Consider the following 24,155-nt stretch of genomic DNA (forward strand, 5'->3'; position numbering starts at 1 on the left):
CGCCTTACGAGCACCCGGACGATATCACAGTGAAGCTTGCGGGAGCCTTGCAAGCCACCATCCTGTCGAACCCGGCGGGTCGGGTAGCCGGCCGGTCAGCCGGGTGACCGTCATGCCCCCCGGCAGCGTCAGTCCTTCAGCAGGTGCTCGGCGAAGCTGACGATCATGCCGGCAGTGGCGCCCCAGATGTCGTAGCCCTGCCAGGGCATGGCCCAGAATTCGCGGGTGATGCCCTGGTGTTCGATACGGCCACGCCTGCGGTTGGCCGGATCGAGCAGGAAGGACAGCGGCGTCTCGAAAGCCTCGGCCACCTCGAAGGTATCCAGCCGCAGTTGCAGCGGCCCGCGCAGCAGACCGACCACCGGGGTGACGCGAAAGCCGCTGGCAGTGATGTAGTAATCCGGCAGGCGGCCGATCAGTTCGACCTGCTCCGGCGGCAGGCCGATCTCTTCCTGCGCCTCGCGCAGTGCAGTCGCCTCGGGTGAGGTGTCGCCGGCATCGACGCGACCGCCGGGGAAGGCGATCTGGCCCGGGTGATCGTGCAGATGGGCGCTGCGCCGGGTCAGCAGCAGCGTCGGTTCGACGCCGCCGACAACCACCGGCACCAGTACAGCCGCCGGCGTGAAACCAGCGAAGCGCACGTCCGGCTGCGCCACCGGCAGAGACAGTCGGGCACGCAGGCGATCGATGTCGAAGCCTGCAGCGGGCGCGGTAAAGTCCATCAGAAGCGCTGCCTCAGGGTCATGACCTGTCCGTTGCGCTGCATGTCCATGCGGTTCAGGAAACTCATGCCGAGCAGCACCTGCGGCATTTCGGCGTCCATCACGGCCGCTTCGACATTGGCCTGGGTAACGCTGCCCAGCTTCACGCTGGCCAGCCGGACGCGCCAGGCGCGGACCACGCCATTGGCGGTCTGCACCCGCATCGCTTCGGCACGGGACAGATCGACGCCGGCACGGCGCGCCTGCTTGCGGTCCATCGCGATCACGGTAGCGCCGGTATCGAGCAGGAATTTCATTGGCACGCCATTGATCGCCCCGTCGGCGGAGAAGTGTCCCTGCTGATCCGCGTTCAGGTGGATGACCGAGGCCGACGTTTCGGCACTGCGCTGCGACGCCACGTTCTCGCCGATGCGCAGCTGCACGCGCCGGCCGTCGATGTCGACCCAGGCACGGTCGCCCTCGACCGACAGCAGCTTCACACCTTCCGGCGAACGGGCACCCGGTGCCAGCGTGCGCGGCGCGCCGCCGTCGATCACCAGAACCGCCTTGCCGCCGAAAACGCCGGCCAGCGACACGTCGGCGGCCTGCGCGCCGCTTGCCGCAGCCAGGACGGCGAGCGCAAGCGTGGCTAGAATGCGGCGAGGAGGTGTTTCGATGAAACCCATTGCAGTGTTCCGTCACAGTCCGACCGAAGGACCTGGTCATTTTGCTACATATATCAACGGCCTGGGCCGTGAAATCCGCCTGTTCGCGATGGATTGCGGCGATCCGGTGCCGACCGATCCGTCGGCCTTCGCCGGCCTGTGCTTCATGGGCGGGCCGATGAGCGTGAACGATCCGCTGCCGTGGATTCCGCCGGTGCTCGAACTGATCCGCAAGGCGGTCGCCGCCGACATTCCGGTGATCGGCCACTGCCTGGGCGGCCAGCTCATGTCGAAGGCGCTTGGCGGCACCGTCGGCGCCAATCGCTGCAAGGAGATAGGCTGGCTGGACGTCCATGCCACCGACCCGGCAGCGGCCGAATGGTTCGGCGACCGGGCACGCTTTCCGTCCTTCCACTGGCACGGTGAAACATTTACCGTGCCGACCGGCGCCACCCGTGTGCTGGCCTCTGCCGGCTGCGACAACCAGGCATGGGCCATGGGCAAGCATCTGGCAATGCAGTGCCACATCGAAATGACCGAGGATCTGGTGAAGTCGTGGTGTACCGGCGGCGCCGACGAGATCGCCGAGGCCGCGGCCCAGCCGACGGTGCAGCAGCCGGCGGACATCCAGCGCGACCTGGAAGCGCGCATCGCGGCGCTGTATGCGGTGGCGGAAACCGCCTACGCGAAGTGGGTCAAAGGTCTGAAGGACTGAACCAGGGAAACAGGCCGCTATCGCGGGGAGCGGTAGCGGCAGCGCCTGAATCGGCGCTCAGTCGCGGAAATTGCCGAACTGCAGCGGGATGTCGGTCACCTGCTTGCGCAGCAGCGCGATCGCCTCCTGCAGCACGTCGCGCTTGGCACCGGTGACGCGCACTTCCTCGCCCTGGATGCTGCCCTGCACCTTTAGCTTGCTGTCCTTCAGGATGCGCACGATCTTCTTGGCGGATTCGCTCTCGATACCCACCTTGAGCTTCAGTTCCTGCTTCATCTTGTTGCCGCTGATCTTCTGCGCGTCGCCGCGCTCGACCGAGCGCACGTCGATACCGCGCTTGGCGAACTTGCCCAGCAGCACGTCATAGACCTGGTCGAGCTTGAAGTCGTCGTCGGCGAACAGTGTGAGCAGCTTGTCGCCCTGCTCCACGCGCGCGTCCGAACCCTTGAAGTCGAAGCGGTTGGTGATTTCCTTGTTCGCCTGGTCGACCGCGTTGCGCAGTTCGACCATGTCGATTTCGGAACTGATGTCGAAGGACGGCATGCTGAAAACCTCGTGTGCTGCGAGCGGGCGCCAAGCGGCGCCCGGTGATGCGGATCAGCCGAAATGGCAGACGTAGTGGTAGGGCTCGCCGCTCACTTCGATGTCGAAGGACGAATTGCCCGGCACGTTGTAGGACTCACCGGCACCATAGGTCTTCCATTCCGTCTCCCCCTTCAGGCGCACGCGGCAGCTTCCCGCCACGCCTTCCATGATTTCCGGCGCGCCGGTATTGAAGGTGAGCGTGGCCGGCAGGATGACGCCGACCGACTTCTTGGTGCCATCGGCAAACTGGATGCTGTGGCTGACGCACTTGCCGTCGAAATACACGTTGGCTTTCTTGACGACGCTGATGTTGTCGAACTGGGACATGTTCTTTTCCTGTTGTGATTACTTGCCGCGCTTGATCGCGGCGTTGGCGGCGATACGCATGCGCAGTGCGTTGAGCTTGATGAAACCGGCCGCATCCTTCTGGTCGTAGGCGCCGGCATCGTCCTCGAAGGTGGCGATGGTCGGGTCGAACAGCGAGTCGGTCTTCGAATCGCGGGCGACGACGATGACGTTGCCCTTGTACAGCTTGAGCCGCACCCAGCCATTGACCGTCTGTTGCGTGTGGTCGATCAGCGCCTGCAGCGCGCGGCGCTCCGGACTCCACCAGTAGCCGGTGTAGATGATGCTGGCGTAGCGCGGCATCAGGTCGTCCTTCAGGTGGGCGACTTCGCGGTCCAGAGTGATCGACTCGATGGCGCGGTGCGCGCGCAGCAGGATGGTGCCGCCCGGCGTTTCGTAGCAGCCGCGCGACTTCATGCCGACGTAGCGGTTCTCCACCAGATCGAGACGGCCGATGCCGTGCTTGCCGCCGATCTTGTTCAGCGTGGCCAGCAGTTCGTGTGCCGGCATGCGGGTGCCGTTGATGCTGACCAGGTCGCCGCGCTCGAATTCGAGGTCGAGGTATTCGGCGGCGTCCGGCGCCGCTTCCGGCGACACCGTCCAGCGCCACATCGATTCCTCGGCTTCGGCCGACGGATCTTCGAGGTGACGGCCTTCGTAGCTGATGTGCAGCAGGTTGGCGTCCATCGAGTAGGGCGAGCCACCCTGCTTGTGCTTCATCTCGATCGGGATGCCGTGCTTCTCGGCATAGGCCAGCAGCTTTTCGCGCGACAGCAGATCCCACTCACGCCACGGCGCAATCACCTTCACGTTCGGCATCAGCGCATAGGCGCCCAGTTCGAAGCGGACCTGGTCGTTGCCCTTGCCGGTGGCGCCGTGCGAAATGGCGTTGGCGCCGGTTTCTCGCGCGATATCGATCAGGCGCTTGGCGATCAGCGGACGCGCGATCGAGGTGCCGAGCAGGTATTCGCCTTCGTAGATCGTATTGGCGCGGAACATCGGGAACACGAAATCGCGCACAAACTCCTCGCGCAGATCGTCGATGTAGATGTTCTCCGGCTTGATGCCCAGCTTGATCGCCTTGGCACGCGCCGGTTCGAGTTCCTCACCCTGGCCGAGGTCGGCGGTGAAGGTGACGATTTCGCACTGATACACATCCTGCAGCCACTTCAGGATGACCGAGGTGTCCAGGCCGCCCGAATAGGCGAGGACCACTTTCTTGATGTCGCTCATCGTTGCTCGTCTTTCAATAAGAGTCGTCGGTTCAGCTGCCGGACACGCGTCCGAGCAGCAGGAATTCCATCAGCGCCTTCTGCGCGTGCAGGCGGTTTTCGGCTTCGTCCCACACCACCGAGTGCGGGCCGTCGATCACCTCCGCACTCACCTCCTCGCCGCGATGCGCCGGCAGGCAGTGCATGAACAGTGAGTCGGCCTTGGCCACCTTCATCATGTCGGCATCGACCTGCCAGTCGGCGAAAGCGGCACAACGTGCTTCGTTCTCCGCTTCCCAGCCCATCGAGGTCCACACGTCGGTGGTGACCAGATCGGCACCGCGCGCGGCGTCCATCGGGTCGGCGAAGCACTCGTGGTGACTGCCGGCCACGCCCACCTTTTCCGGCTCGACCTCGTAGCCCGGCGGGGTCGAAATGTTCAGCTTGAAATCGAAGATTTCGGCCGCCTGCATCCAGGTGTGGCACATATTGTTCGAATCGCCGATCCACGCCACGGTACGGCCGGAGATGTCGCCGCGGTGCTCGATCCAGGTGTAGATGTCGGCCAGCACCTGGCAGGGGTGATATTCGTTGGTCAGGCCGTTGATCACCGGCACGCGAGAGTTCGCCGCGAAGCGCTCGATGATGGTCTGTTCGAAGGTGCGGATCATGACCACGTCGCACATGCGCGAAATGACCTGGGCCGCGTCCTCGACCGGCTCGCCGCGGCCGAGCTGGGAGTCGCGCGTGTTCAGGTAGATCGCGCTGCCGCCCATCTGGTGCATGCCGGCTTCGAAGGACAGGCGCGTGCGTGTGCTTTGCTTCTCGAAGATCATGACCAGCGTGCGGTCCTGCAGCGGCCAGTACTGTTCGTAGCGCTTGAACTTGTCCTTGATCCAGCGGGTGCGCGCGAACACGTAGTCGAGCTCTTCGCGCGTCAGATCCTTCAGTTGCAGAAAGTGTCTGGGTTCAGTCATTTCATGCGGCGAGCTGGGCGCCCGCGAGGAAGTTGCGGATGATCGGCGACAACCGGTCGACCAGCTCGCGGCTGTCGGCGTCGTTGAAGACCAGCGGCGGCACCAGACGTATCGTGCTGTCGGCCGTGACGTTGATCAGCAGACCCGCTTCGAGTGCCTGACCGACCAGCGCGCCGCAGGGGCGGTCGAGTTCGATGCCTATCATCATGCCGGCACCGCGGATGTCCTTCACGCCCGCCACATCCTTCAGCGCATCACGGAAGCCGGCGCGGATCGCGTCGCCCTGACGCACGGCATTGCCCCGCAGATCGTCGCGCGCGACGACGTCGAGCGTGGTCAGCGCGGCGGCGCAGGCCAGGGGATTGCCACCGAAGGTCGAACCATGAGTGCCAGGTTTGAAAACACCGGCGGCCGGCCCGCGCGCCAGGCAAGCGCCGATCGGCACGCCCGAGCCGAGACCCTTGGCCAGCGTCATCACGTCCGGCTCGATACCGGCGTGCTGGAAGGCAAACCAGCTGCCGGTACGACCGATGCCGCACTGCACCTCGTCGACCATGAACAGCCACTGATGCTGGTCGCACAGTTGCCGCAGTTCGCGCATGTAGGCCAGATCGGCGGCGTGGATACCGCCCTCGCCCTGCACCGGCTCGAACAGCACGGCGACGATGTTGCGCGTGTGTTCGGCGATCGCGCGCACCGCGGCGATGTCGCTGAAAGGCACCCGGTGGAAGCCCGGCGTCAGCGGCTCGAAACCGGCTTGCACCTTACGGTTGCCGGTGGCCGACAACGTGGCCAGCGTGCGGCCGTGGAAGGCGTGCTCCATCACGATGATGCCCGGCAGTTCGACGCCGCGCTGATGGCCGTACAGACGGGCGAGCTTGATCGCCGCCTCGTTGGCTTCACAACCGGAATTGCAGAAGAACACTTCGTCCATGCCGGACAGTTCGGCCAGACGGTCCGACAGCTTTTCCTGTGCCAGCACGCGGTACAGATTGGAGCAGTGGATCATTTCCGCCGCCTGCCGCGACACCGCCTGAACCAGATCGGGATGACCGTGGCCCAGCGTATTCACGGCAACACCGGCCATCGCGTCCAGGTACTCGCGACCGTTCTCGTCATACAGCCGTACGCCCTTGCCGTGGGTGAAGGCGACCGGCTGGCGGCCGTAGGTATTCATCAGATGCGTCATCGAAACAGCTCCGTGACCCTGCTGCCGCATCGACGGCACGCCTGCTGGCGGCGTGATGCGGAAAACGAAAAAAGCACGGCGGCTCGCGCCGCCGTGCTTGATGAGAGAACGATTTTAGTTCAAAGCCCGCGCGCTGTGTAGCAGGCGCCGCTCATGTTGCGGCGCACATTGTCACCTCGCTCGGCAGACGACGCAGCAGTGCGGTCGCCCGCCCCCCAGCCCGTACCGGGCAGCGAACATCCGTTGCGGCAGGGACTTAGCCGACCCTGCGGGCGGCACCGGGCCCGATCTGCGGGTCTGGCACAAAGCGTGCTAGCACCGAGCAGCCCATATAGATCTGTCGCAACTTGCGTTCGGCCTCTTCGGCACTCGCGCCGGGTATGGACAGGTTGTCGATCAGCACGCCGCCTCGCGTACGGATCCTGAAACCGAATCGGGCCATCTGAGCCCGAGGCGCCGGAGACGACACACTGCCAAGTACTGTGGACTGCCTGGATCTGAGGCTGGAATTGAGCATAAAGCGCCGTCTCCTCATAGGGATAGCGCGAGTATAGAAACAGAACATTAGCTTTACAACAGCTAAACCTTGTTTTTAAAGATAAAAAAGAGCCCTGTTTTACCTCTATAACTGAGCGAAGCACCACCCCGGCTGCAGCCGCGCCACCTGCCAGGTGCGACGCAGCCGGACCGAACACAGAACTGCCGGAGGCCACAGACCCGAACATGAGCGCGATTCCGCATGTACACGACGGCGACGCCGCAGCCCCTCCTCTACCGCCCGCCAACGACAGCCTGGTGCGCAAACAGGTGGACGACCCGCGCCGCGCGCGCAGCTTCACGATCATCGGTGCCACGAGCAAGGGCCGCACCTTCCGCCCAAGCGACTGGTCCGACCGCCTGTGCGGCGTCATGTCCTCGTTCGGCAGCCAGCGCAAGATGCGCTACTCACCGTACGTGCGCCCCGGTTGCTGGATCACCGGCGAGAAGTGCGTATTTGTCGATGCCCGCCTGTACGAACTCGAACCGCTTGCCTACAACTTCCTGATGCATTTCGCGCGCGACAACGATCTGCGTGTGGACTACGAGACCGGCGCCGCAGAGATCTGAATCCCCGTTCTTGGGCGATCCGGACGCCTGGCGGACGCCTTCCGGAATACGTCCGCCAGGCGTCAGCACCGACGACGAAGCAGCATTGCCCATTGTCAGTGCCCGCAAGACACAGGCAATAAAAAAGCCGACCATCGGGTCGGCTTTTTTATTGCTGCGGCCTGGATGGCCGCCGGCGGGTCAGGCTGCGGAACTCAGGCCGCGGCGCCCATCGCCTTGATCGCACCGGACAGACGGCTCTTGTGACGCGCTGCCTTGTTCTTGTGGATGATGTTCTTGTCGGCGATGCTGTCGATCGTCGTCTGGGCCTGCACGAACACGGCTTGCGCAGCTGCCTTGTCGCCAGCCAGGATGGCCTTGCGGACGTTCTTGATGGCAGTGCGCAGCTCCGAGCGCTGGCTCATGTTGTGATCACGACGAACGTTCGCCTGACGGGCGCGCTTGCGTGCTTGTGCGGAATTGGCCATGTTCTTGCGGTTGGGTGTTCGGGAAAACGCGCGAGTATACGCACTATGAGTTGCCGGTGCAAGACCCAGTTCGGCGCATCGCGTGGCCGACAGCCCGCACGGCTCTGGTAAGGTGCGCGCTGTCTCTCCACACGCATCGCCTGATGAATCTGCTTCGTGCACTCGCGACCGTCAGCAGCATGACGCTGCTGTCGCGCATCCTCGGCTTCGTCCGCGATTTTTTCATCGCCCGGGCCTTCGGCGCTGGCGCCGCCACCGACGCTTTCTTCGTCGCCTTCCGTCTGCCCAACCTGCTGCGTCGCATGTTCGCCGAGGGCGCCTTCTCGCAGGCCTTCGTGCCGATACTGGGCGAGTACCGCAACCGGCGCGGCGTCGACGACACGCGGGCACTGATTGACCATGTCGCCACCCTGCTCGCCCTGGTGGTCGCGGTGGTCACGGTGATCGGCATCGTCGCCGCGCCGCTCATCATATATATATCCGCCCCCGGCTTTGCCGCCGACGCCGACAAGTTCGACCTGACGGTGACGCTGACCCGCATCACCTTTCCCTACATCCTGTTCATGTCGCTGGTGGCGATGGCCGGCGGCGTGCTGAACACCTTCAGCCGCTTCGCCATCCCCGCCTTCACGCCGGTACTGCTGAACCTTAGCTTCATCGGCATGAGCCTGTTCGCCGCGCCGTATTTCGATCCGCCGGTACTGGCGCTGGCCTGGGCGGTATTCATCGGCGGCGCGCTGCAGCTGGCGCTGCAGGTGCCGGCGCTGATGCGCATCGGCATGCTGCCGCGGATGCGGCTCGACCTGCACGATCCCGGTGTGCGTCGCATCTTCAAACTGATGCTGCCGGCGATACTGGGCGTGTCGGTGTCGCAGATTTCACTGCTGATCAACACCATCTTCGCCTCCTTCCTCGAGAGCGGTTCGGTGTCCTGGCTCTACTACGCCGACCGTCTGATGGAATTCCCGGCCGGCCTGCTCGGCGTGGCGCTCGGCACCATATTGCTGCCTTCGCTGTCGCGCAGTCACGCCGATGGCAACGGCGGTGAATTTTCCTCCCTGCTCGACTGGGGCCTGCGCCTGACGCTGCTGCTTACGCTGCCGGCGGCGCTTGCGCTGGCTCTGCTGGCCACACCATTGATCGCCACGCTGTTCCACCACGGACAGTTCACCGCGCACGACGTGCTGGCGACGCGCGAGGCGCTGCTCGCCTACAGCGTCGGCCTGACCGGACTGATTCTTGTGAAGGTGCTGGCACCCGGTTTCTATTCGCGGCAGGACATCCGCACGCCGGTCAAGATTGCGATCGGCGTACTGGTGCTGACCCAGTTGATGAACCTCGTCTTCATCGGCCCGCTGGCACACGCAGGGCTGGCGCTGTCCATCGGGCTGGCATCGCTGGTGAACGCCGGTTTCCTCTACCACGGCCTGCGCCGCACCGGTGCCTACACGCCGGCACCCGGCTGGCGGAGCTTCTGGCTCAAGATGCTGTCTGCGCTTGCAGCGATGGGCGTGGTGCTGTACTTCGGCGCGCAGGTGCCGGGCGACTGGCTGCAGATGGGCACGCTCAACCGCATTCTGCACCTGGGCTGGCTGGTGCCGGCCGGCGCCGGTGCCTACTTCGCCGTGCTGTTCGCACTGGGTTTCCGGCTGCGCGACTTTTCGCGTCGCGCGGCGTCCTGAACGAGGAGCTGACTAGATGAAACTGACGAGCAACACCTTTGCCGACGGCACCCGCATCCCGGGCAACAACGCGTTCTGCATCCCCGACGGCAAGGGTCACGCGCAACTTGGCAACAACCGCAACCCGCACCTCGCCTGGTCCGATCTGCCGGCCGGCACGCGTTCGCTGGTGCTGATCTGCCACGACCCCGACGTGCCGACCCGGCCGGACGACGTGAACCAGGACGGCCGCACTGTGCCCGCCTCGCTGCCGCGCTGCGACTTCACGCACTGGATACTGGTCGACCTCGCACCGACCGGCGAAATCGCCGAAGGCGAGTTCTCGTCGGCGGTCACCGCCTGCGGCAAGCCCGGCCCGGCCGGTCCGCGCGGCACCCGCCAGGGCATCAACGATTACACCGCGTGGTTCGCCGGCGACGCGCAGATGACGGGCGACTACCATGGCTACGACGGCCCCTGCCCGCCGTGGAACGACGAAATCGTCCATCACTACGTGTTCACGCTGTACGCGCTGGACGTCGAACGCCTGCCGGCAGACGGCCGGCTTACGCTCGATGTCGTGAGACAGGCGATGCAGGGCCACGTGCTCGGCCAGGCGAGCCTGACCGGGCTTTACGCGCTGAACCCCTCAGTCAGCTGAGCGACGTGGCGCGAAGGCGGCCGCCAGCACGGCGGCCATCAGCGCCCAACCCAACGCCTGCGGGTTGCGCCAGTCGAGAAGCCAGGCGATGGCACTGCCGGCCACCGCAATCAGCGTGAAAATACGCGACTCGGGCAATCGCGGCATCACGTCGAAACCGGCCCAGCGCGCAGCCAGACCGAACTGAATGGTCGGCAGCACGAACAGCAGGAAGGGGAAATCGCGATAGCGACCATCGACCGCGAGCAACAGGCCGCCGGTGGCCAGGCCGAACAGCAGCACGCGCACGACGAACGCCATCGCAGGTCGTGCGCGACCGGTCATCACGAAGGGCAGCAGCGCCCACGCCAGGCTGCCCGCCAGCGCGACCGCGCCCATGGCCAGCCACTCCGCAGGATTGCGGCAGGCGAGCGACAGGTATTCCCACTGCAGCAGTCCGATCAGTCCCGCCAGTGCCCCGGACAGCGCGTAAGCCGCTGCAGCACCGGAGCGACGCACACGCGCGGCCAGCACGATCAGCACGCCGAGCGCCAGCCCGACCGCGCCGGCGGTCAGCGGCGTGGCACCGTCGTTGCGTTCGGCCAACGCCCCATGCCAGCCGAACTTGGCGTGGCCGTGCGAATCGAGCACCCCCCAGTACCCGCCGACCGTACCTTCGAGCAGGCGCTTCCACGGCTGGTCATAGGCTTCGATCACGTTGTACTGCCAGCCGTGCGCCTGCGCCGCCAGCAGGAATTCGCGCAGATAACGCGCCTGCTCGATCAGCCCCGGCCGCGCGCCGTCGCGCTGCTTGCCCAGACTGGGCCAGCCGGTCTCGCCGATCAGCAGCGGCTTGCCCAGTTCGATGGCCATCGTGTCCATCACCGCCGTCACGTGCGTGATCGCGTCGTCAATCGCCCGCGGCTCGTCCTCCCAGTAGGGCAGGATGTGCACGGTGGCGAAATCGACGCTGGCCGCGAGTGAACGGTGCTTGAGCCAGAACTCCCAGACGTCGGCGTAAGTCACCGGCACCTCGGTTTCGCGCTGGGCACGCTCGATGTAGCGGCGCATCGCATCCTCGGTCTGCTCGCGGCGCAACAGCACCTCGTTGCCGACGATGAGGCCGCGCACCACGTCGCGGTGACGGTTGGCAAGCGCGATGGCCTGTGTCAGCTCGATGTCGTTCTTCTTCAGGTCGCCGCCTATCCAGGCGCCCACCAGCACCTTCAGTCCGTGGCGACCGGCCAGTTCGGGAACGGCGGACAGCCCCTGGTCGACCGAGTACAGACGCACGCAGTCGGTGATCCGCGACAGCCGTGCGAGGTCGGCGTCGATGCGCTCGCGACTCACCTGGAAATCGGGAATCAGCGGCGATTCGCCCGGCCGGTAATAGGGTGCGTACGACACGCACTGCAGACGTGCCTGGTCCGGCGGCACGTCGGCCAGCGGCTGCGGCTGGTTGGCGCGCCAGATCCAGAACGCGATCAGCGCCAGCGCGACCAGATGCACCAGCGCATAACGCGCCCAGCGCGGCGCGCGATTCAGCGGCTCCATCATCGCCTTACGCTGCCTGTGTCGCCGGCGCGGCCGGCAGCGGCTTTTCCGGCAGCTGGGCGATGAACTGGCAGGCCAGTGCGGCGATGTAGGGCAGCGACTGCAGGCCCAGCATGGTCACCCACAGCAGTACTTCGACGCTGTCGCTGCCGCGCATGTAAAGCATGGCGCTGGCGGCGCCGATCAGCGACAGCAGCAGGTACATCTCTTCGCGTATCGGCTGGAAGAATTTGGCAAGACCGCCCTCCGCCTTGCCCTTCGCGGTGCGCAGGAAGACACCGCGCTTGTGCGTGATGCCGGCGATGATGCCGCGCGCGATCGCGTGCGACAGGCCCAGGCTCACCAGCGACGCGCCGGCGATGTCGGCCCATGGACAGTCCATCGCGCGGCGATACAGGATGGGCCCCATCGCCGCCTTGGCGACCAGCAGGCCGAGCACCGGCGCCAGCATGATGGTGACCGGCAGCGAGAACATCTTCGGCCAGATCAGCATCGCGGCCGTCCAGCCTATGGCGCCCAGCGCGAACAGGAACTGCAGCGCGTCGCCGAACCACGAGAACCAGCCGGTGATGAAGTGATAGCGCTGACCGGCCGAGAGCTTGCTCTTGCCGACCAGCGCCTTCCAGTGGCCCTTCATGATCTGCATCGCGCCGAAGGCCCAGCGGAAGCGCTGCGACTTCAGTGCGGCGAAGCTGGACGGCGTCAGACCGCGGCCGAAAACGCGGTCAATGTAGCGCAGTTCGTCGCCGTTCTCGAGCAGGCGCAGGCCCAGTTCGGTGTCCTCGCAGATGCACCACTCGGACCAGTTGCCCGATTCCTCGAGGCGCGAGCGGCGCACCAGCGTCATCGTGCCGTGCTGGATCAGCGCGTTGCGCTCATGACGATGGTGCATGCCGATGCGGAAGAAGCCATCGAACTCCCAGTTGCACATGCGCTTGAAGAAATGGCGCTCCCACTCGCGGTGCGCCTGCGGTGCCTGCACCACGGCCACCTTGGGGTCACGGAAATGCGGCACCAGTGCGCTGAGCCAGTCGGGGGTGACCACGTAGTCGGCGTCGACCACGCCGACCACCGCGGTGCGCGGATCGATCTGCTTCATCGCGAAATTCAGCGCACCGGCCTTGAAACCCGGCCACTGCGGCAGATGGAAGAAGCGGAAGCGCGGGCCCAACTCGGCCATGCGCGCCTCGACCGGCTTCCACAGCGCCTCGTCCTTGGTGTTGTTGTCGACGACGATGACTTCGAAGTTCTGGTAGTCCATCGCCGCCAGACTGTCGATGGTGGCGATCACCATTTCCGGCGGTTCGTTGCAACAGGCGAGGTGCACCGACACGAAGGGCTGCTGTTCCGGCGGCACCGGCTCAGCCGGCTTGTAGGCACGGCGCCAGCGCGGCTTGAAGAACACCTCGGCGAACTCGAATCCGTTGGTCAGCAGCACGCCGGCCGTCAGCACCACGCCGAACACGAGGCCTATCAGCGCGGTCAGGTCGCGCAAGGTGAAGTAGTAGTCGGCCGGCAGGCGGGCGGCGATGACGATGGCGGTGACGCAGGCCTGCACCAGTATGCACATCCAGAGCTGGCCGCCGATGCTCATGCCGCGCTGCGCCAGACAGAGCAGCAGCATCGGCACCAGCGCGAACACGGTGGCGACCAGCGCGTCATCAATCCAGCCACTGTTCGGATCCACGCTGCCTTCGAGCGGGAACTTCAGCTCGCGGTCGGCGTTGAACACGCCCCAGTAGGCACCGGCCCAGCCCTCGATATCGATCTTCCATGGCTGGTCGTAGGCTTCGATCAGGAAGTAGTCGAGGTTCTTGCACAGCGCGCGATAGAGGAATTCGCGCACGAAGCGCGCCTGGTTCTCTTCCGACGCGACCGCCGCCTGGATGGTCGGCCCCTTGCTCGGCCAGCCGATTTCGGAAATCAGGATGGAGCGGCCGGGGAAGGCGTCCAGCAGTTCCTGGTAGCGCGCCATCGCGTAGTCGACCGCTTTGTCCACGGGCACGCCCTCGTGATACGGCAGCAGATGGACGGCGAGGAAATCGACGTGGTCCGCCAGTTCCGGATTCTTCAGCCAGACGTGCCAGGGTTCGGCGGTCGATACCGGCAGATCGGTCGCATTGCGCACCTCGTCGAGGTAGGCATACATCTCGGGGAAGGTCAGGTCGTCGCGCAGCAATACCTCGTTGCCGACGATGATGCGGTCGATGTTCGCATGCAGCCGGGCGTCCGCCAGCACGGCACCGATCTCGCGCCGGTTCTTCACCTTGTCGCGGTCCAGCCAGGCGCCCGCGGTGACGCGCAGCTCGTTCTGCCCCGCCAGATCGGACACCTCCGGATTCTCGGTCGAGTTGTAGGTGCGCACCCGGTGCGCGATGCCGCCGAGCTGCTTCATGTCCTGCTCGATCTCGGCGTAGCTCGGATACACGCCCTTGAGTGGCGTCTGGTCGCGCCGGTAAGGGCTGTAGGAAAATCCGTCGATGTAGTCCAGCGGCTCGACAACGCTGACCGGACGGTTCGTCACCGCCCACAGCGCGAAGTGCACCGCCGCCACGCCACCTGCGATCAGCAGGGCGATCATGACGCGGGCAAGGGAAATCTGTCTTTTCATGCGAGATCGGTGTCGGTCGTCCGGCTGGGCCGGGCGCAGCGTTTCCGGTAAGGTGAGGACTGCAGCCGGTCACCGGATGACGGTGTCGATGCTGCAGCGCGGCGATGCTAACACAGCGAAAATCCATGGTTCGCACGTGACGGACAGTGCCTACAGATGAATACCCCCATGCCCACCTCTTCCCTTGCTCTCGACCTGCGCAAACGCCTTGGCTGGCCGCTGCTCATCGCACTGCTGGTCGCCGCCGCGGCCAGCGCCGGCCTGCGCTACGGCCTGATGGAATCCGACCTGCTGCACGGCCTGTGCGCCAGCGGCGCCGACGACTGGCGCTGCCTGGTGCGCCGCTTCGCGCCGCAGCTTTTCATGCAGGAGCGCATCGGCGTACTTGCACTGGCCGCTGGCGCACTGGCACTGTTGCTGCGCTACGCCTTCGTGGCGCGCCTCGCCGTCGTCGCGGGCGCCGCCGGCCTGGTGCTTTACAGCGCCGATTTCGCCGCCGTCGGCCTGCTTGCCGGATTGCTCGTGCTGCTGGCGCGCCCGCCAGCCTCTGTAAACACTGCGTAAACACAATGTCCCGAATTGTCCGGATCGCCCACCGCGCGGACGCGAGCCGCTAAGCTGAAGGGCATGAACGGACACACACCGAAACCGCGCATCCTCGTCGTCGACGACGACCCGGACCTGCGCGATCTGCTGCGCGACTACCTCGGCAAGCAGGACATGGACGTGCGCACCGTCGGCGACGGCGACGCACTGCGCCTCGCGCTCGAACGCGACGGCTGCGACCTGCTCATCCTCGACGTGATGCTGCCGGGCGACGACGGCCTCGCGCTGTGCCGCGAAATCCGCGCCAAATCGCGCCTGCCCATCCTGATGCTGACCGCCCGCGGCGACGAACTGGACCGCATCATCGGCCTGGAGATGGGGGCCGACGACTACCTGCCCAAGCCCTTCCATCCGCGCGAACTGCTGGCCCGGGTGCGCAGCATCCTGCGCCGGGCACCGGAGCACCCGGATGGCGACGGCAGCGTGCGCGGCCTGAAATTCTCCGGCTGGACGCTCGATCTCGGTGCCCGCCATCTGGTCGACGAGGCCGGCGTTGTGACGCCGCTGTCCAGTGGCGAATTCCGCATGCTCAACGCGCTGGCCGAGAACGCCAACCGCGTGCTGTCGCGCGACCAGTTGATGGACGTGCTGGCCGGCCGCGACGCCGGGCCCTTCGACCGCACGGTCGACGTGATGATCAGCCGCCTGCGCCGCCGGCTCGGCGACGACGGACGCGAGCCACGCATCATCCGCACGCTGCGCAACGAGGGCTATGTGCTCAACGGCCCGGTGGAGAAGCTGCTTTGACATGGGCGTCGCGGCTGCTGCCGCGCACGCTGTTCGGCCAGATCCTGTGCGTGCTGCTGGGCGGCCTGCTGCTCGCCAACGCGCTCGGCCTGTGGCTGGTGGTCGAGGACCGCGTGCGCCTGTCGCGACAGATGCGCAGCGACTACGCCGCGACGCGGCTGGCCGAGTCGGTCGCCCTGGTCGACGAAACGCCGGCAGCGGGCCGCGATCGGCTGCTGCGCATGCTCGAAAGCCCGAGCACCCGACTGTCGCTCGAGGAGCCATGGTATGACGACGCGAAAGCGGTGCCGGACGATTTCGACGCCTTCGCGCAACGTGTCGGCGAACGGCTGGGCACGCGCTTCGAGCATCAGGTCGTCAGGCACGAACAGGACATGCTGACGCCGCGCAGCGATATGCACCCCATGCGCCCGCCCCCGCCGCCGCCGCCCAAGCTGGCGCGACTGCTGCCTGCACCGCCGGTGATCGACGTATCCACTCAGGCCAGATTGAGCGACGGCAGCGTACTCACCTTCCGCTACTCGCCGCCGCCCCCGCCGGTGGACCGTCCGCTGCGCATCATCGTCGGCCTGCTGCTGGTGGTGCTTGCCGTGAGCCTGCTGTCGATCTGGGTGGTACGTCGCCTGACCCGTCCGCTGGCGATATTCGCCCGCGCCGCCGACGGGCTGGCGCGCGACCTCGATCAGGCGCCGCTCGATACCGGCGGACCGCGCGAAGTGGCCGGCGCGGCGCACGCCTTCAACCGCATGCAGGGCGCGCTGCGCGCGCTGATCCAGACACGCGCCCAGGCACTGGCCGGCGTGTCGCACGACCTGCGGCTGCCGATTACCCGCGTGCGTCTGCGCCTCGAGCAGTTGCCGGACAGCCCGGTGCGCGAAGCGATCGAACGCGATCTGGCCGAGATGGAAACGCTGATCGACGACACGCTGGCCTTCCTGCGCGCCGGCGACAGTTCGGAAAGCGCCGCACCAACCCGGCTCGACGCGCTGGTCGATGGCGTGGCCGACGACATCGCCGCGCTGGGTGCGGACATCGAGGTGAGCGGCAGTCTCGCGCAGCCGGTCGTACTGCGCCCGGCGCTGACCCGCCGGGCACTCGCCAACCTGATGGACAACGCGCGCCGCTATGGCGGTGGCCGCGTCCGTGTGACGCTGTCGTCGACCGACGGCGAAGCGCGAATAGACATCGACGACGACGGACCGGGCATACCCGAAGCCGAACTCGAGCACGTATTCGAACCCTATGTGCGCCTCGAAGCCTCGCGCGCCCGCCACACGGGCGGCAGCGGCCTGGGGCTGGCCATCTCGCGCGCCGTCATCCGCGCCCAAGGTGGCGAGGTGACGCTGTCGCGCCGCGCCGAGGGCGGCCTGCGGGCGCGCGTCGCGCTGCCCTTGCACGGCCGGAAATCAACGGGGTAAGCCCGCTGACGGCGACGGAGCGAGCGCATTTCCTGTGCGAGCGGTCTGCTGACCGCGACGGAGCCCTCGACAATCGCACACGGAATTCAGTCGCGCTTCCCTCCCCCCTCCCCCGCAAGAGGCGTTCTGCTCAGTTCCGCGCCTGCAACGCCTGCACCGCCGGCGGATAGTTCTGTCCGGCCGAGGCGCGCAGCCAGCGCAGCGCTTCATCCGTGTTGCGCGTCTGCCCGGCGCCGGTGTCAAGCATGACCGACAGCGCGTACTGCGCCTCCGCCTCGCCCTGCTCCGCGGCGACGCGGAACAGCCGCGCCGCTTCGGCCAGATTGCGCTGCACGCCGCGGCCGGCTTCGTAAGCCCAGGCCAGTCGCGTCACGCCGCGCACGTCGCCAAAGTCGGCCAGCTTGCGGTACATCGCTGCCGCGTCGGCGTGCCGGCCCTCGGCTTCGAAGCGGCGCGCCTCGGCCAGTTCGCGGTCGCGGATGCTGCCGCCCTGCGGATCGTTCAGCGCCGCAAGGTGAGTGGCCGCTTCCTGGTCGCCGGCGTCGGCCGCCACCTTGAGCCAGTGGCGCGCGCCGTCGATGTCGCGCTGGCCGAGCTTGCCGCCCTGCAGCAGCAGACCGAGGCGCAGCGCCGAATTGCGGCTGCCCGCCTGGGCGCCGCTCTCGTACAGGCGACGCGCCTCGTGCGGATTCTGCGGCTCGCCCAGCCCGTCCTCGGCGAGGATGCCCAGATTGAACCAGGCCTCGCCATTGCCGCGCTCAGCCAGCGCGGTCCAGATGCGTTTCGCGTCGGCGTAGTGCGCCATCTTGAATTCGGCGTAACCCTTGTACAGCCCCCAGGACGGCTTCTGCACCGCCTCGGCGATGTCGTCGTCGGTGATGGCCCATGCGCTCAGCGGCAGCAGGCCGAGAGTCAGCGTCGCGCACAGGACGCGCAGCGACGAGGCGCAGGAAAGTGGGTGCATGTTCGATTCTCCAGGGCGTAAGCGCCCGTTTTTCTGGGCGTGCCTGTGACAGGCGCGGCGCAGTCTAAGTTACATCGTGCGCTCACGAATGCCGCTTGTTCGGGCATTTTCCATGGCAGGCGCCGAGCCGCGTCCGATTAGCATGCGCGTCTGCGGGGCACGCCAGAGCAGCATGCAGTGCGTTGGCCCCGTCGTCCCACACGGACCGACTTCATGTCCCTGATCTCCCGTGCGTCCATCGGCGCACTTGTCCGCCACGTCCTGCTGTTCGCCTCCTGTCTGTGCGGCGCGGCGCTGGCTGGCGAACTTGGCCACGACGACCTCGCCCGCCGCTTCCAGCCGCCTCTGCACGTACAGCCCAAGCTGGCCGACCTGCCGGTCTGGCCGATCACCAGCGAACTGGAACCGGAGGCCGGACCGGTCGGCTATGTGTTCGAGTCGATCGACCTGGCGCCGATTCCCGGCTTCGAAGGCACACCGATGAACCTGCTGGTCGCCATCGACCGCAAGGGTGGCTTCATTGACGTCGAGGTGCTGCGCCAGCACGAACCGGTCTTCCTCAGCGGGCTGGGCGAAGCGCCGCTGAAGGAATTCGTGCAGCAGTACGCCGGCCGCAATCTGAAGCAGGAAATCACCGTGTCGTCGGCCTACGGCAATACACGCGCGGGCGGCAGCGACAGCCGCGTCGTGCTCGATGGCGTGACCAAGGCGACCGCGTCGGTACGCATCGTGAACCAGACAGTGCTGGCGGCCGGCCTCGCGGTGGCGCGCGAGAAGCTCGGCTTCGCCGACCCCGGCGCGCGAGGCCCTGCCGCGCGGGCGCGCGCCGACGTCTTCGACCGGCTGGATTTCGCCACGCTGGTCAAGCGCGGGCTGATCGGCCACCTGCGCGTCAGCAATGCTGAGGCCGAAAAGCTGTTCGCCGGCACCGACGGCGAAGGCGCGGACGAGGTCGCGCTGGCCGAACCGGACGCCACGCTGGTCGACCTTTACGTCGGCTACCTGAATGCGCCGACGGTGGGCCGCGCCGTGCTCGGCGACGCCCGTTACGCCGATCTGATGAAGAAGCTGGAGGACGGCCAGCACGCACTGTGGATCGCCAGCGCCGGCCGCATCGCGATGCTGGACGAAGGCTTCGTACCGGGTACGCCGCCACCCAGCCTGTCGCTGACCCAGGGCGGGCTGCCGGTGGAAATGCGCGATCTGGTGTTCGAGCACCCGGCTCCTGCAGGCGCGCCAGCCTTCAATGCCTCCGGCGTGTTCCGCATCTACGCCCAGGCGGGGCTGGACCCGGCGCGGCCGATGCAGCTCACGCTGACGCTGACCCGCGCCAAGGGCATGATGCTGCCGCGCATTACGCACCAGACCGTGTCCTTCGACTACACGCCGGACGCCGACCTGTTCGTCTATCCGCCACAGCCGCTGCCCGAATGGCTGGTCGCCTGGCAGGGCCGGTGGCCCGACCTCGCAGCGATCGGCGTCGCGCTCGTCCTGCTCTGCGTGGTGCTGGCAAAGCCGGACTGGATGGCGCGCGACGCCCGGCGGCTGGCGCTGTTCCGCAACGCCTTCCTGCTGTTCACGCTGGTGTTCATCGGCTGGCACGCGCAGGGCCAGCTGTCCATCGTGCAGATCACCGGCGCGATCAAGACGCTGGCCGCCGGATCGGACCTGTCGAGCTTTCTGTACGACCCGGTGTCGCTGCTGCTGATCGCGTTCACCGCGGTGAGCTTCTTCATCTGGGGTCGCGGCACCTTCTGCGGCTGGCTCTGCCCCTTCGGCGCGCTGCAGGAATTCGTCGCCATCGCGGCGCAGAAGCTGCGGGTCCCGCAGATCCGGCTACCGCGGCGACTGGCACGTACGCTCGACCGCGGCCGCTACGCGCTGCTGGCGGCGCTGGTCATCGCCGCAGCGACCGCGCCTCGGATCGCCGAAAGTCTGGTCGAGGTCGAGCCGTTCAAGACCGCGATCACGGTCGGCTTCGACCGCGCCTGGCCCTATGTCGCGTGGGCGGTCGGCCTGCTGCTGGCGGGTGCTTTCAGCTACAAGTTCTTCTGTCGCCACCTGTGTCCGCTGGGTGCCGCGATGGCGCTGGGCGGCAAACTGAGGCGCTTCGACTGGCTGGTGCGCCGCGCCGAATGCGGCAAGCCCTGTCAGACCTGTCGCCACCGCTGCCAGTACGACGCGATCGAGCGCAGCGGCGACATCCGCTACGACGACTGTTTCCAGTGTCTGGACTGCGTTGGCATCCACGCCGACCCGCAGCGCTGCGCGCCGGTGCTGCTGTATGCGAAGAGGGGGCGCACGGTGACGCCTTTCCCCGTTCCAGTGCGGACGGCGGACGCCACGAACTGAACGTTCAGCCGCCCTGCCTCCAGCGTTCGGCGGCGCTGTCGTCGGATTCGCGCGCATCCACCCAGCGGCTGCCTTCCGGCGTGTCCTCGCGCTTCCAGAACGGCGCGCGGGTCTTCAGGTAATCCATGATGAATTCGCAGGCGGCGAAAGCTTCGCCGCGGTGACTGCCGGCGACGATGACGAGCACGATGCGGTCGGCCGGCTGCAGCGTGCCGACGCGGTGGATCACCCGCACGGCGAGGATGTCCCAGCGCACCTTCGCCTGCGCGACGATGTCCTCCAGCGCCGCCTCGGTCATGCCCGGATAGTGTTCCAGCGTCATCGCATGCACGCCGGAGCCGTCATTGATGTCGCGCACCAGACCGGTGAAGGTGGCCACCGCGCCGACGTCGGTGCGACCGGCCAGCAGCGCGTCGATCTCGGCGCTGATGTCGAAGTCGGCCTGCTGCACGCTCACGCTCATGCTTTTCTCCTCAGCCGCCGGTGACCGGCGGGAAAAAGGCCACTTCGTCGCCGTCGGCGACCGCGGCGTCCGGTTCGGCCATGCGCTGGTTTACCGCCGCACGCAGGTTCTTCATCTGCGCCAGCTTGTCCCAGTCGCCACCGCGGCTGGCGATCAGCGCGCGCACGCCGGCCAGCGTGGTCACATCGGCCGGCAGGTCGACCGTCTCACCGGGCGAACCCAGCGCTTCGCGCAACGCGGCGAAGTAAAGCACCTTGATCTTCATCGTCATGACTCAGTACAGCAGGGATTCGAAGGACAGGAAGGGCACGGCATCGCCCCGCTTCACCGCCTGACCGGCGGTGATGTCGGCCAGCCCGCTGCCCCACACGGTGGATGTGAGCACGCCCGAACTCTGGTTCGGAAACAGTTCCAGCCCACCGTCGGCGTTGCGGCGCACGCGCAGGAATTCGCGCCGGCGGTCGGGGCGTGGCCAGTCGAAATCGGCGCGCACCATGAACGGCTCCGGGGTAACGTCGGCCACGCCCATGCGACGCAGGATGAAGGGGCGCACCAGCAGCAGGAAGGTGACGAAGCTGGACACCGGATTGCCCGGCAGGCCCAGGAAGTCGGCGTGACCGCCGTCTGCGCGCTTCACGTGGCCGTACGCCAGCGGCTTGCCCGGCTTCATCGCGATCTTCCAGCTGTCCAGCCCGCCTTCGGCGGTCAGCGCCGGCTTGATGTGGTCTTCCTCGCCGACGCCGACGCCGCCGCTGGTCAGTATCAGGTCGCAGCTTGCCGCGGCTTCGCGCAGCGCGGCGCGCGTGGCGTCGAGGCGGTCGGGGACGATGCCCAGGTCCAGCACTTCGCAGCCCAGCGTTTCACACAGCGCGCGCAGCGTGTAGCGGTTGGAGTTGTAGATGCCGCCCGGCGGCAGCGGCTCGCCCGGCATGACCAGTTCGTCGCCGGTCGAGAACAGCGCGACGCGCGGCCGGCGCACTACCGGCACGTCGGCCAGACCGATCGACGCCGCCAGCCCGACTTCCTGCGCGCGCAGCCGGGTGCCGGCAGCCAGCACGATGTCGCCTTCGCGGATGTCCTCGCCGGCGCGGCGTATCCACGCACCCGGCTTCGGAATCTCGTCGAAACAGACACCGGCGTCGCTGGTACGCGTCGACTCCTGCATCACGATGGCGTCGGCGCCCGGCGGCACCGGCGCGCCGGTGAAGATGCGGGCACAGGTGCCGGCGGCCAGCGGCGCGCCGACATGACCGGCCGGGATGCGCTGGCTCACCGGCAGACAGCAGCCCGCCGCATCGAGATCGGCCAGACGCACGGCGTAGCCATCCATGCTGGAGTTGTCGTGCGGCGGCACGGTCAGCGACGAGCGCTGGTCGGCGGCCAGCACGCGGCCGGCGGCGGCGAAGGTCGATACGGTTTCGCTGTCGGCGATCGGACGTGCGGCCGCGAGCAGGCGTTCGACCGCAGCGTCCAGCGTGAGCATTTCGTTCATCTGAATCCCTGGTGGCGAAGGATGAAGCCGGCGATGGCTTCCACGTCATTCAGGTCGAGCCGGGGCAGCGGAAGTTCCATCGGCTCGTCGGTGGCGACCGCCACCACGTGCGGATTGTCCGGATACATCAGCGGCCGGCCGTAGGACGGGCGGTGGATTTCCAGCTTCGGGATCGGCGAGGCCTTGTAGCCCTCGACCAGCAGCAGGTCGCAGTCGCCCATGGCGGCGATCTGCTCATCCAGCGTCGGTTCCGGGCGCCCGCGCAGTTCGTGCATCAGCACCCAGCGATTGTTCGACACCAGCATCACTTCGGTGCAGCCGGCCTCGCGCAGGCGGTGCGAGTCCTTGCCCGGCTTGTCGATGTCGAAGCCCGCGTGCGCATGCTTGATCAGCGACACGGTCAGCCCCTCCAGCACGAAGTGAGGAATCAGCTGCTCGATCAGCGTGGTCTTGCCGGAACCGCTGTAGCCGGCAAATCCGAAAACTTTCATGGGGTGGGCGGGCGCGGGGAAAACGCGATTATCGCCCGGAAGCGGGCCCGACTGGCGGACCACGTCCGGAAACCGGACCCGAGCAGGTCGATCTCCGGACGCCGCCGGCCGGATGGAACGGTCGTGACGCAGACCGTTCAGCCGCCGGCTCAGCCGTTGTTGCGGATGCGGGCAACCAGTGCGGCGGTGTACTCCTTGGTGCTGGCGCGGCCGCCCAGGTCACCGGTGCGGACGTTGTCGATGTTCAGCGTTTCCGACACCGCCTTGCGGATGCGGTCGCCCTTGTCCTGCATGTTCACGTGATCCAGCATCAGCGCGGCGGCCAGCACCAGCGCCGTCGGATTGGCGATGCCCTTGCCGGCGATGTCAGGCGCCGAGCCATGCACCGCTTCGAAAATGGCCGCATCGGCGCCGATGTTGGAACCGGGCGCCATGCCCAGGCCGCCGACCAGGCCCGCAGTCAGGTCGGACAGGATGTCGCCGAACAGGTTGGTCGTGACCAGCACGTCGAACTGCCAGGGGTTCATCACCAGCTTCATGCAGCAGGCGTCGACGATGACCTGTTCGAACTGGATGCGGCCCTTGTAGCGCTCCTCGTACATCTGCTCGGCCGTTTCCAGGAAGATGCCGGTCAGCGCCTTCATGATGTTGGCCTTGTGCACCACGGTCACCTTCTTGCGACCGAGCGCGATCGCGTGTTCGAAGGCGTATTCGAGAATGTGGCGCGCGCCCTGGCGGGTATTCACGCCGGTCGACATCGCCACCGCGTGCGGGTCGCCCTCGATCGGGATGAAGTGCTCGTAGCCCATGTACAGGCCTTCGAGGTTCTCGCGGCAGACGATGAGGTCGATGTTGTCGTAGCGGCCGCCCGGGATCAGCGTCTGCGCCGGGCGGATGTTGGCGTAGAGCTTGAACTCCTCGCGCAGGCGCACGTTGATCGAGCGGAAACCGCCGCCGACCGGCGTTTCCAGCGGGCCCTTCAGTGCCAGCCGGGTGCGCCGGATGCTGTCCAGCGTCTTCGCCGGCAACGGATCGCCTTCGCTCTTCAGCGCGCCCATGCCGGCAGGCATCTGTTCCCACTCGAACGGAGCCCCCACCGCTTCGAGCGCCGCCAGGGCGGCTTCCATGATTTCCGGTCCAATGCCGTCACCGGGGATCAGTGTGGCGGGGATTTTCTGCGCGCTCATTCGGGGG

General features: G+C 66.8%; 24 protein-coding genes. 8 read left to right on the forward strand and 16 right to left on the reverse strand.

All coding sequences use genetic code 11. The annotated features are described in order from the left end of the window. Positions 1–128 precede the first annotated feature (128 nt). Entirely contained in the window at positions 129–722 is a 594-nt protein-coding gene (locus AC51BJ_RS04700) for a CoA pyrophosphatase (RefSeq protein ID WP_496279480.1), read from the reverse strand. Further along, positions 722–1,387, reverse strand: a complete 666-nt coding sequence (locus tag AC51BJ_RS04705; RefSeq protein ID WP_496279481.1) for a retropepsin-like aspartic protease family protein — start codon at positions 1,385–1,387, stop codon at positions 722–724. Before AC51BJ_RS04705 ends, AC51BJ_RS04700 begins: the two co-directional genes overlap by 1 nt. On the opposite strand from AC51BJ_RS04705, the gene AC51BJ_RS04710 reads away from it, so the two are divergent. Next, positions 1,377–2,081, forward strand: a complete 705-nt coding sequence (locus AC51BJ_RS04710; RefSeq protein ID WP_496279482.1) for a type 1 glutamine amidotransferase — start codon at positions 1,377–1,379, stop codon at positions 2,079–2,081. The genes AC51BJ_RS04705 and AC51BJ_RS04710 overlap by 11 nt on opposite strands. A gap of 57 nt (positions 2,082–2,138) precedes the next feature. Here AC51BJ_RS04710 and AC51BJ_RS04715 read toward each other — a convergent pair whose 3' ends face one another. Genes AC51BJ_RS04715 through AC51BJ_RS04735 form a run of 5 tightly spaced genes read right to left on the reverse strand, consistent with a single transcriptional unit; the run spans position 2,139 to position 6,388 of the window. After that, entirely contained in the window at positions 2,139–2,624 is a 486-nt protein-coding gene (locus tag AC51BJ_RS04715) for a YajQ family cyclic di-GMP-binding protein (protein WP_304002675.1), read from the reverse strand. Positions 2,625–2,678: 54 nt separating this feature from the next. After that, positions 2,679–2,993: a pyrimidine/purine nucleoside phosphorylase gene (gene ppnP, locus AC51BJ_RS04720; protein ID WP_008062806.1), complete on the reverse strand. Its 315-nt coding sequence runs from the start codon at positions 2,991–2,993 to the stop codon at positions 2,679–2,681. An 18-nt stretch (positions 2,994–3,011) separates the two neighbouring features. Further along, positions 3,012–4,244, reverse strand: coding sequence for an argininosuccinate synthase (locus AC51BJ_RS04725; protein ID WP_020165214.1), 1,233 nt, complete (start codon positions 4,242–4,244; stop codon positions 3,012–3,014). Positions 4,245–4,275: 31 nt separating this feature from the next. Next, the gene (gene argF / locus AC51BJ_RS04730; RefSeq protein ID WP_496279483.1) at positions 4,276–5,199 is read right to left on the reverse strand and encodes an ornithine carbamoyltransferase; all 924 of its coding nucleotides are present in this window, start codon (positions 5,197–5,199) and stop codon (positions 4,276–4,278) included. A 1-nt stretch (position 5,200) separates the two neighbouring features. After that, entirely contained in the window at positions 5,201–6,388 is a 1,188-nt protein-coding gene (locus tag AC51BJ_RS04735; protein WP_496279484.1) for an aspartate aminotransferase family protein, read from the reverse strand. A gap of 723 nt (positions 6,389–7,111) precedes the next feature. Between AC51BJ_RS04735 and AC51BJ_RS04740 the strand changes: the two genes are divergently transcribed. Next, entirely contained in the window at positions 7,112–7,495 is a 384-nt protein-coding gene (locus tag AC51BJ_RS04740; RefSeq protein WP_430434541.1) for a DUF3579 domain-containing protein, read from the forward strand. 194 nt (positions 7,496–7,689) lie between these two features. Here the strand turns inward: AC51BJ_RS04740 and rpsT are convergent, their stop codons facing one another. Beyond that, positions 7,690–7,962: a 30S ribosomal protein S20 gene (rpsT, locus tag AC51BJ_RS04745; protein ID WP_019917602.1), complete on the reverse strand. Its 273-nt coding sequence runs from the start codon at positions 7,960–7,962 to the stop codon at positions 7,690–7,692. A 143-nt stretch (positions 7,963–8,105) separates the two neighbouring features. Between rpsT and murJ the strand changes: the two genes are divergently transcribed. Continuing rightward, complete coding sequence (gene murJ / locus AC51BJ_RS04750) at positions 8,106–9,644, forward strand: murein biosynthesis integral membrane protein MurJ (RefSeq protein ID WP_496279485.1); 1,539 nt, start codon at positions 8,106–8,108, stop codon at positions 9,642–9,644. 16 nt (positions 9,645–9,660) lie between these two features. After that, positions 9,661–10,284 (forward strand): YbhB/YbcL family Raf kinase inhibitor-like protein, encoded by a 624-nt coding sequence (locus AC51BJ_RS04755; RefSeq protein ID WP_430434543.1) that lies wholly within the window; start codon positions 9,661–9,663, stop codon positions 10,282–10,284. On the opposite strand, the gene AC51BJ_RS04760 is transcribed toward AC51BJ_RS04755, so the two are convergent. Together AC51BJ_RS04760 and AC51BJ_RS04765 are read right to left on the reverse strand one after the other, a co-directional pair. Beyond that, complete coding sequence (locus tag AC51BJ_RS04760) at positions 10,273–11,820, reverse strand: glycoside hydrolase family 17 protein (RefSeq protein WP_496279486.1); 1,548 nt, start codon at positions 11,818–11,820, stop codon at positions 10,273–10,275. The genes AC51BJ_RS04755 and AC51BJ_RS04760 overlap by 12 nt on opposite strands. A gap of 4 nt (positions 11,821–11,824) precedes the next feature. Continuing rightward, positions 11,825–14,398: a glycosyltransferase gene (locus AC51BJ_RS04765; protein ID WP_496279583.1), complete on the reverse strand. Its 2,574-nt coding sequence runs from the start codon at positions 14,396–14,398 to the stop codon at positions 11,825–11,827. A gap of 198 nt (positions 14,399–14,596) precedes the next feature. Here AC51BJ_RS04765 and AC51BJ_RS04770 point away from each other — a divergent pair, with 198 nt between their 5' ends. The 3 genes from AC51BJ_RS04770 (at position 14,597) to AC51BJ_RS04780 (ending at position 17,199) form a co-directional block, all read left to right on the forward strand. Beyond that, positions 14,597–14,992: a hypothetical protein gene (locus AC51BJ_RS04770; protein ID WP_496279487.1), complete on the forward strand. Its 396-nt coding sequence runs from the start codon at positions 14,597–14,599 to the stop codon at positions 14,990–14,992. A gap of 63 nt (positions 14,993–15,055) precedes the next feature. Next, positions 15,056–15,781 (forward strand): response regulator, encoded by a 726-nt coding sequence (locus tag AC51BJ_RS04775; protein ID WP_496279488.1) that lies wholly within the window; start codon positions 15,056–15,058, stop codon positions 15,779–15,781. Beyond that, positions 15,778–17,199 (forward strand): ATP-binding protein, encoded by a 1,422-nt coding sequence (locus tag AC51BJ_RS04780; protein ID WP_496279489.1) that lies wholly within the window; start codon positions 15,778–15,780, stop codon positions 17,197–17,199. Before AC51BJ_RS04775 ends, AC51BJ_RS04780 begins: the two co-directional genes overlap by 4 nt. A gap of 130 nt (positions 17,200–17,329) precedes the next feature. Here the strand turns inward: AC51BJ_RS04780 and AC51BJ_RS04785 are convergent, their stop codons facing one another. Next, on the reverse strand, positions 17,330–18,163 hold the full coding sequence (locus tag AC51BJ_RS04785) for a tetratricopeptide repeat protein (protein WP_496279490.1): 834 nt from the start codon (positions 18,161–18,163) through the stop codon (positions 17,330–17,332). Positions 18,164–18,376: 213 nt separating this feature from the next. On the opposite strand from AC51BJ_RS04785, the gene AC51BJ_RS04790 reads away from it, so the two are divergent. Then, the gene (locus AC51BJ_RS04790; protein WP_496279491.1) at positions 18,377–20,515 is read left to right on the forward strand and encodes a 4Fe-4S binding protein; all 2,139 of its coding nucleotides are present in this window, start codon (positions 18,377–18,379) and stop codon (positions 20,513–20,515) included. Between the two features lie 4 nt (positions 20,516–20,519). On the opposite strand, the gene moaE is transcribed toward AC51BJ_RS04790, so the two are convergent. The 5 genes from moaE to AC51BJ_RS04815 all read right to left on the reverse strand — a co-directional run bounded on the left by moaE (position 20,520) and on the right by AC51BJ_RS04815 (position 24,148). Beyond that, on the reverse strand, positions 20,520–20,978 hold the full coding sequence (gene moaE / locus AC51BJ_RS04795; protein WP_496279492.1) for a molybdopterin synthase catalytic subunit MoaE: 459 nt from the start codon (positions 20,976–20,978) through the stop codon (positions 20,520–20,522). Positions 20,979–20,988: 10 nt separating this feature from the next. Continuing rightward, positions 20,989–21,243: a molybdopterin converting factor subunit 1 gene (gene moaD / locus AC51BJ_RS04800; RefSeq protein WP_024300346.1), complete on the reverse strand. Its 255-nt coding sequence runs from the start codon at positions 21,241–21,243 to the stop codon at positions 20,989–20,991. Positions 21,244–21,252: 9 nt separating this feature from the next. Beyond that, positions 21,253–22,470 carry a molybdopterin molybdotransferase MoeA gene (locus tag AC51BJ_RS04805; RefSeq protein WP_496279493.1) on the reverse strand — a complete coding sequence of 406 codons (1,218 nt, stop codon included), beginning with the start codon at positions 22,468–22,470 and terminating at the stop codon, positions 21,253–21,255. Beyond that, positions 22,467–22,961, reverse strand: a complete 495-nt coding sequence (gene mobB / locus AC51BJ_RS04810; RefSeq protein ID WP_304002635.1) for a molybdopterin-guanine dinucleotide biosynthesis protein B — start codon at positions 22,959–22,961, stop codon at positions 22,467–22,469. The genes AC51BJ_RS04805 and mobB overlap by 4 nt, the downstream gene beginning before the upstream one ends. 149 nt (positions 22,962–23,110) lie before the next feature. Further along, positions 23,111–24,148: an isocitrate/isopropylmalate family dehydrogenase gene (locus AC51BJ_RS04815; protein ID WP_496279494.1), complete on the reverse strand. Its 1,038-nt coding sequence runs from the start codon at positions 24,146–24,148 to the stop codon at positions 23,111–23,113. Positions 24,149–24,155 lie beyond the last annotated feature (7 nt).

Source organism: Methyloversatilis sp. S146-33 (assembly GCF_059552495.1).

Excerpts from the sequence above, each read along its gene's own strand:
- rpsT (WP_019917602.1), bottom strand. The coding sequence starts at position 7,962 with ATGGCCAATTCCGCACAAGCACGCAAGCGCGCCCGTCAGGCGAACGTT.
- AC51BJ_RS04725 (WP_020165214.1), bottom strand. The coding sequence starts at position 4,244 with ATGAGCGACATCAAGAAAGTGGTCCTCGCCTATTCGGGCGGCCTGGAC.
- AC51BJ_RS04765 (WP_496279583.1), bottom strand. The coding sequence starts at position 14,398 with ATGATCGCCCTGCTGATCGCAGGTGGCGTGGCGGCGGTGCACTTCGCG.
- AC51BJ_RS04775 (WP_496279488.1), top strand. The coding sequence starts at position 15,056 with ATGAACGGACACACACCGAAACCGCGCATCCTCGTCGTCGACGACGAC.
- AC51BJ_RS04740 (WP_430434541.1), top strand. The coding sequence starts at position 7,112 with ATGAGCGCGATTCCGCATGTACACGACGGCGACGCCGCAGCCCCTCCT.
- AC51BJ_RS04790 (WP_496279491.1), top strand. The coding sequence starts at position 18,377 with ATGTCCCTGATCTCCCGTGCGTCCATCGGCGCACTTGTCCGCCACGTC.
- mobB (WP_304002635.1), bottom strand. The coding sequence starts at position 22,961 with ATGAAAGTTTTCGGATTTGCCGGCTACAGCGGTTCCGGCAAGACCACG.
- argF (WP_496279483.1), bottom strand. The coding sequence starts at position 5,199 with ATGACTGAACCCAGACACTTTCTGCAACTGAAGGATCTGACGCGCGAA.
- AC51BJ_RS04710 (WP_496279482.1), top strand. The coding sequence starts at position 1,377 with ATGAAACCCATTGCAGTGTTCCGTCACAGTCCGACCGAAGGACCTGGT.
- AC51BJ_RS04770 (WP_496279487.1), top strand. The coding sequence starts at position 14,597 with ATGCCCACCTCTTCCCTTGCTCTCGACCTGCGCAAACGCCTTGGCTGG.
- AC51BJ_RS04755 (WP_430434543.1), top strand. The coding sequence starts at position 9,661 with ATGAAACTGACGAGCAACACCTTTGCCGACGGCACCCGCATCCCGGGC.
- AC51BJ_RS04805 (WP_496279493.1), bottom strand. The coding sequence starts at position 22,470 with ATGAACGAAATGCTCACGCTGGACGCTGCGGTCGAACGCCTGCTCGCG.
- AC51BJ_RS04735 (WP_496279484.1), bottom strand. The coding sequence starts at position 6,388 with ATGACGCATCTGATGAATACCTACGGCCGCCAGCCGGTCGCCTTCACC.
- AC51BJ_RS04705 (WP_496279481.1), bottom strand. The coding sequence starts at position 1,387 with ATGGGTTTCATCGAAACACCTCCTCGCCGCATTCTAGCCACGCTTGCG.
- moaD (WP_024300346.1), bottom strand. The coding sequence starts at position 21,243 with ATGAAGATCAAGGTGCTTTACTTCGCCGCGTTGCGCGAAGCGCTGGGT.
- ppnP (WP_008062806.1), bottom strand. The coding sequence starts at position 2,993 with ATGTCCCAGTTCGACAACATCAGCGTCGTCAAGAAAGCCAACGTGTAT.
- AC51BJ_RS04815 (WP_496279494.1), bottom strand. The coding sequence starts at position 24,148 with ATGAGCGCGCAGAAAATCCCCGCCACACTGATCCCCGGTGACGGCATT.
- AC51BJ_RS04700 (WP_496279480.1), bottom strand. The coding sequence starts at position 722 with ATGGACTTTACCGCGCCCGCTGCAGGCTTCGACATCGATCGCCTGCGT.
- murJ (WP_496279485.1), top strand. The coding sequence starts at position 8,106 with ATGAATCTGCTTCGTGCACTCGCGACCGTCAGCAGCATGACGCTGCTG.
- AC51BJ_RS04760 (WP_496279486.1), bottom strand. The coding sequence starts at position 11,820 with ATGATGGAGCCGCTGAATCGCGCGCCGCGCTGGGCGCGTTATGCGCTG.
- moaE (WP_496279492.1), bottom strand. The coding sequence starts at position 20,978 with ATGAGCGTGAGCGTGCAGCAGGCCGACTTCGACATCAGCGCCGAGATC.
- AC51BJ_RS04785 (WP_496279490.1), bottom strand. The coding sequence starts at position 18,163 with ATGCACCCACTTTCCTGCGCCTCGTCGCTGCGCGTCCTGTGCGCGACG.
- AC51BJ_RS04715 (WP_304002675.1), bottom strand. The coding sequence starts at position 2,624 with ATGCCGTCCTTCGACATCAGTTCCGAAATCGACATGGTCGAACTGCGC.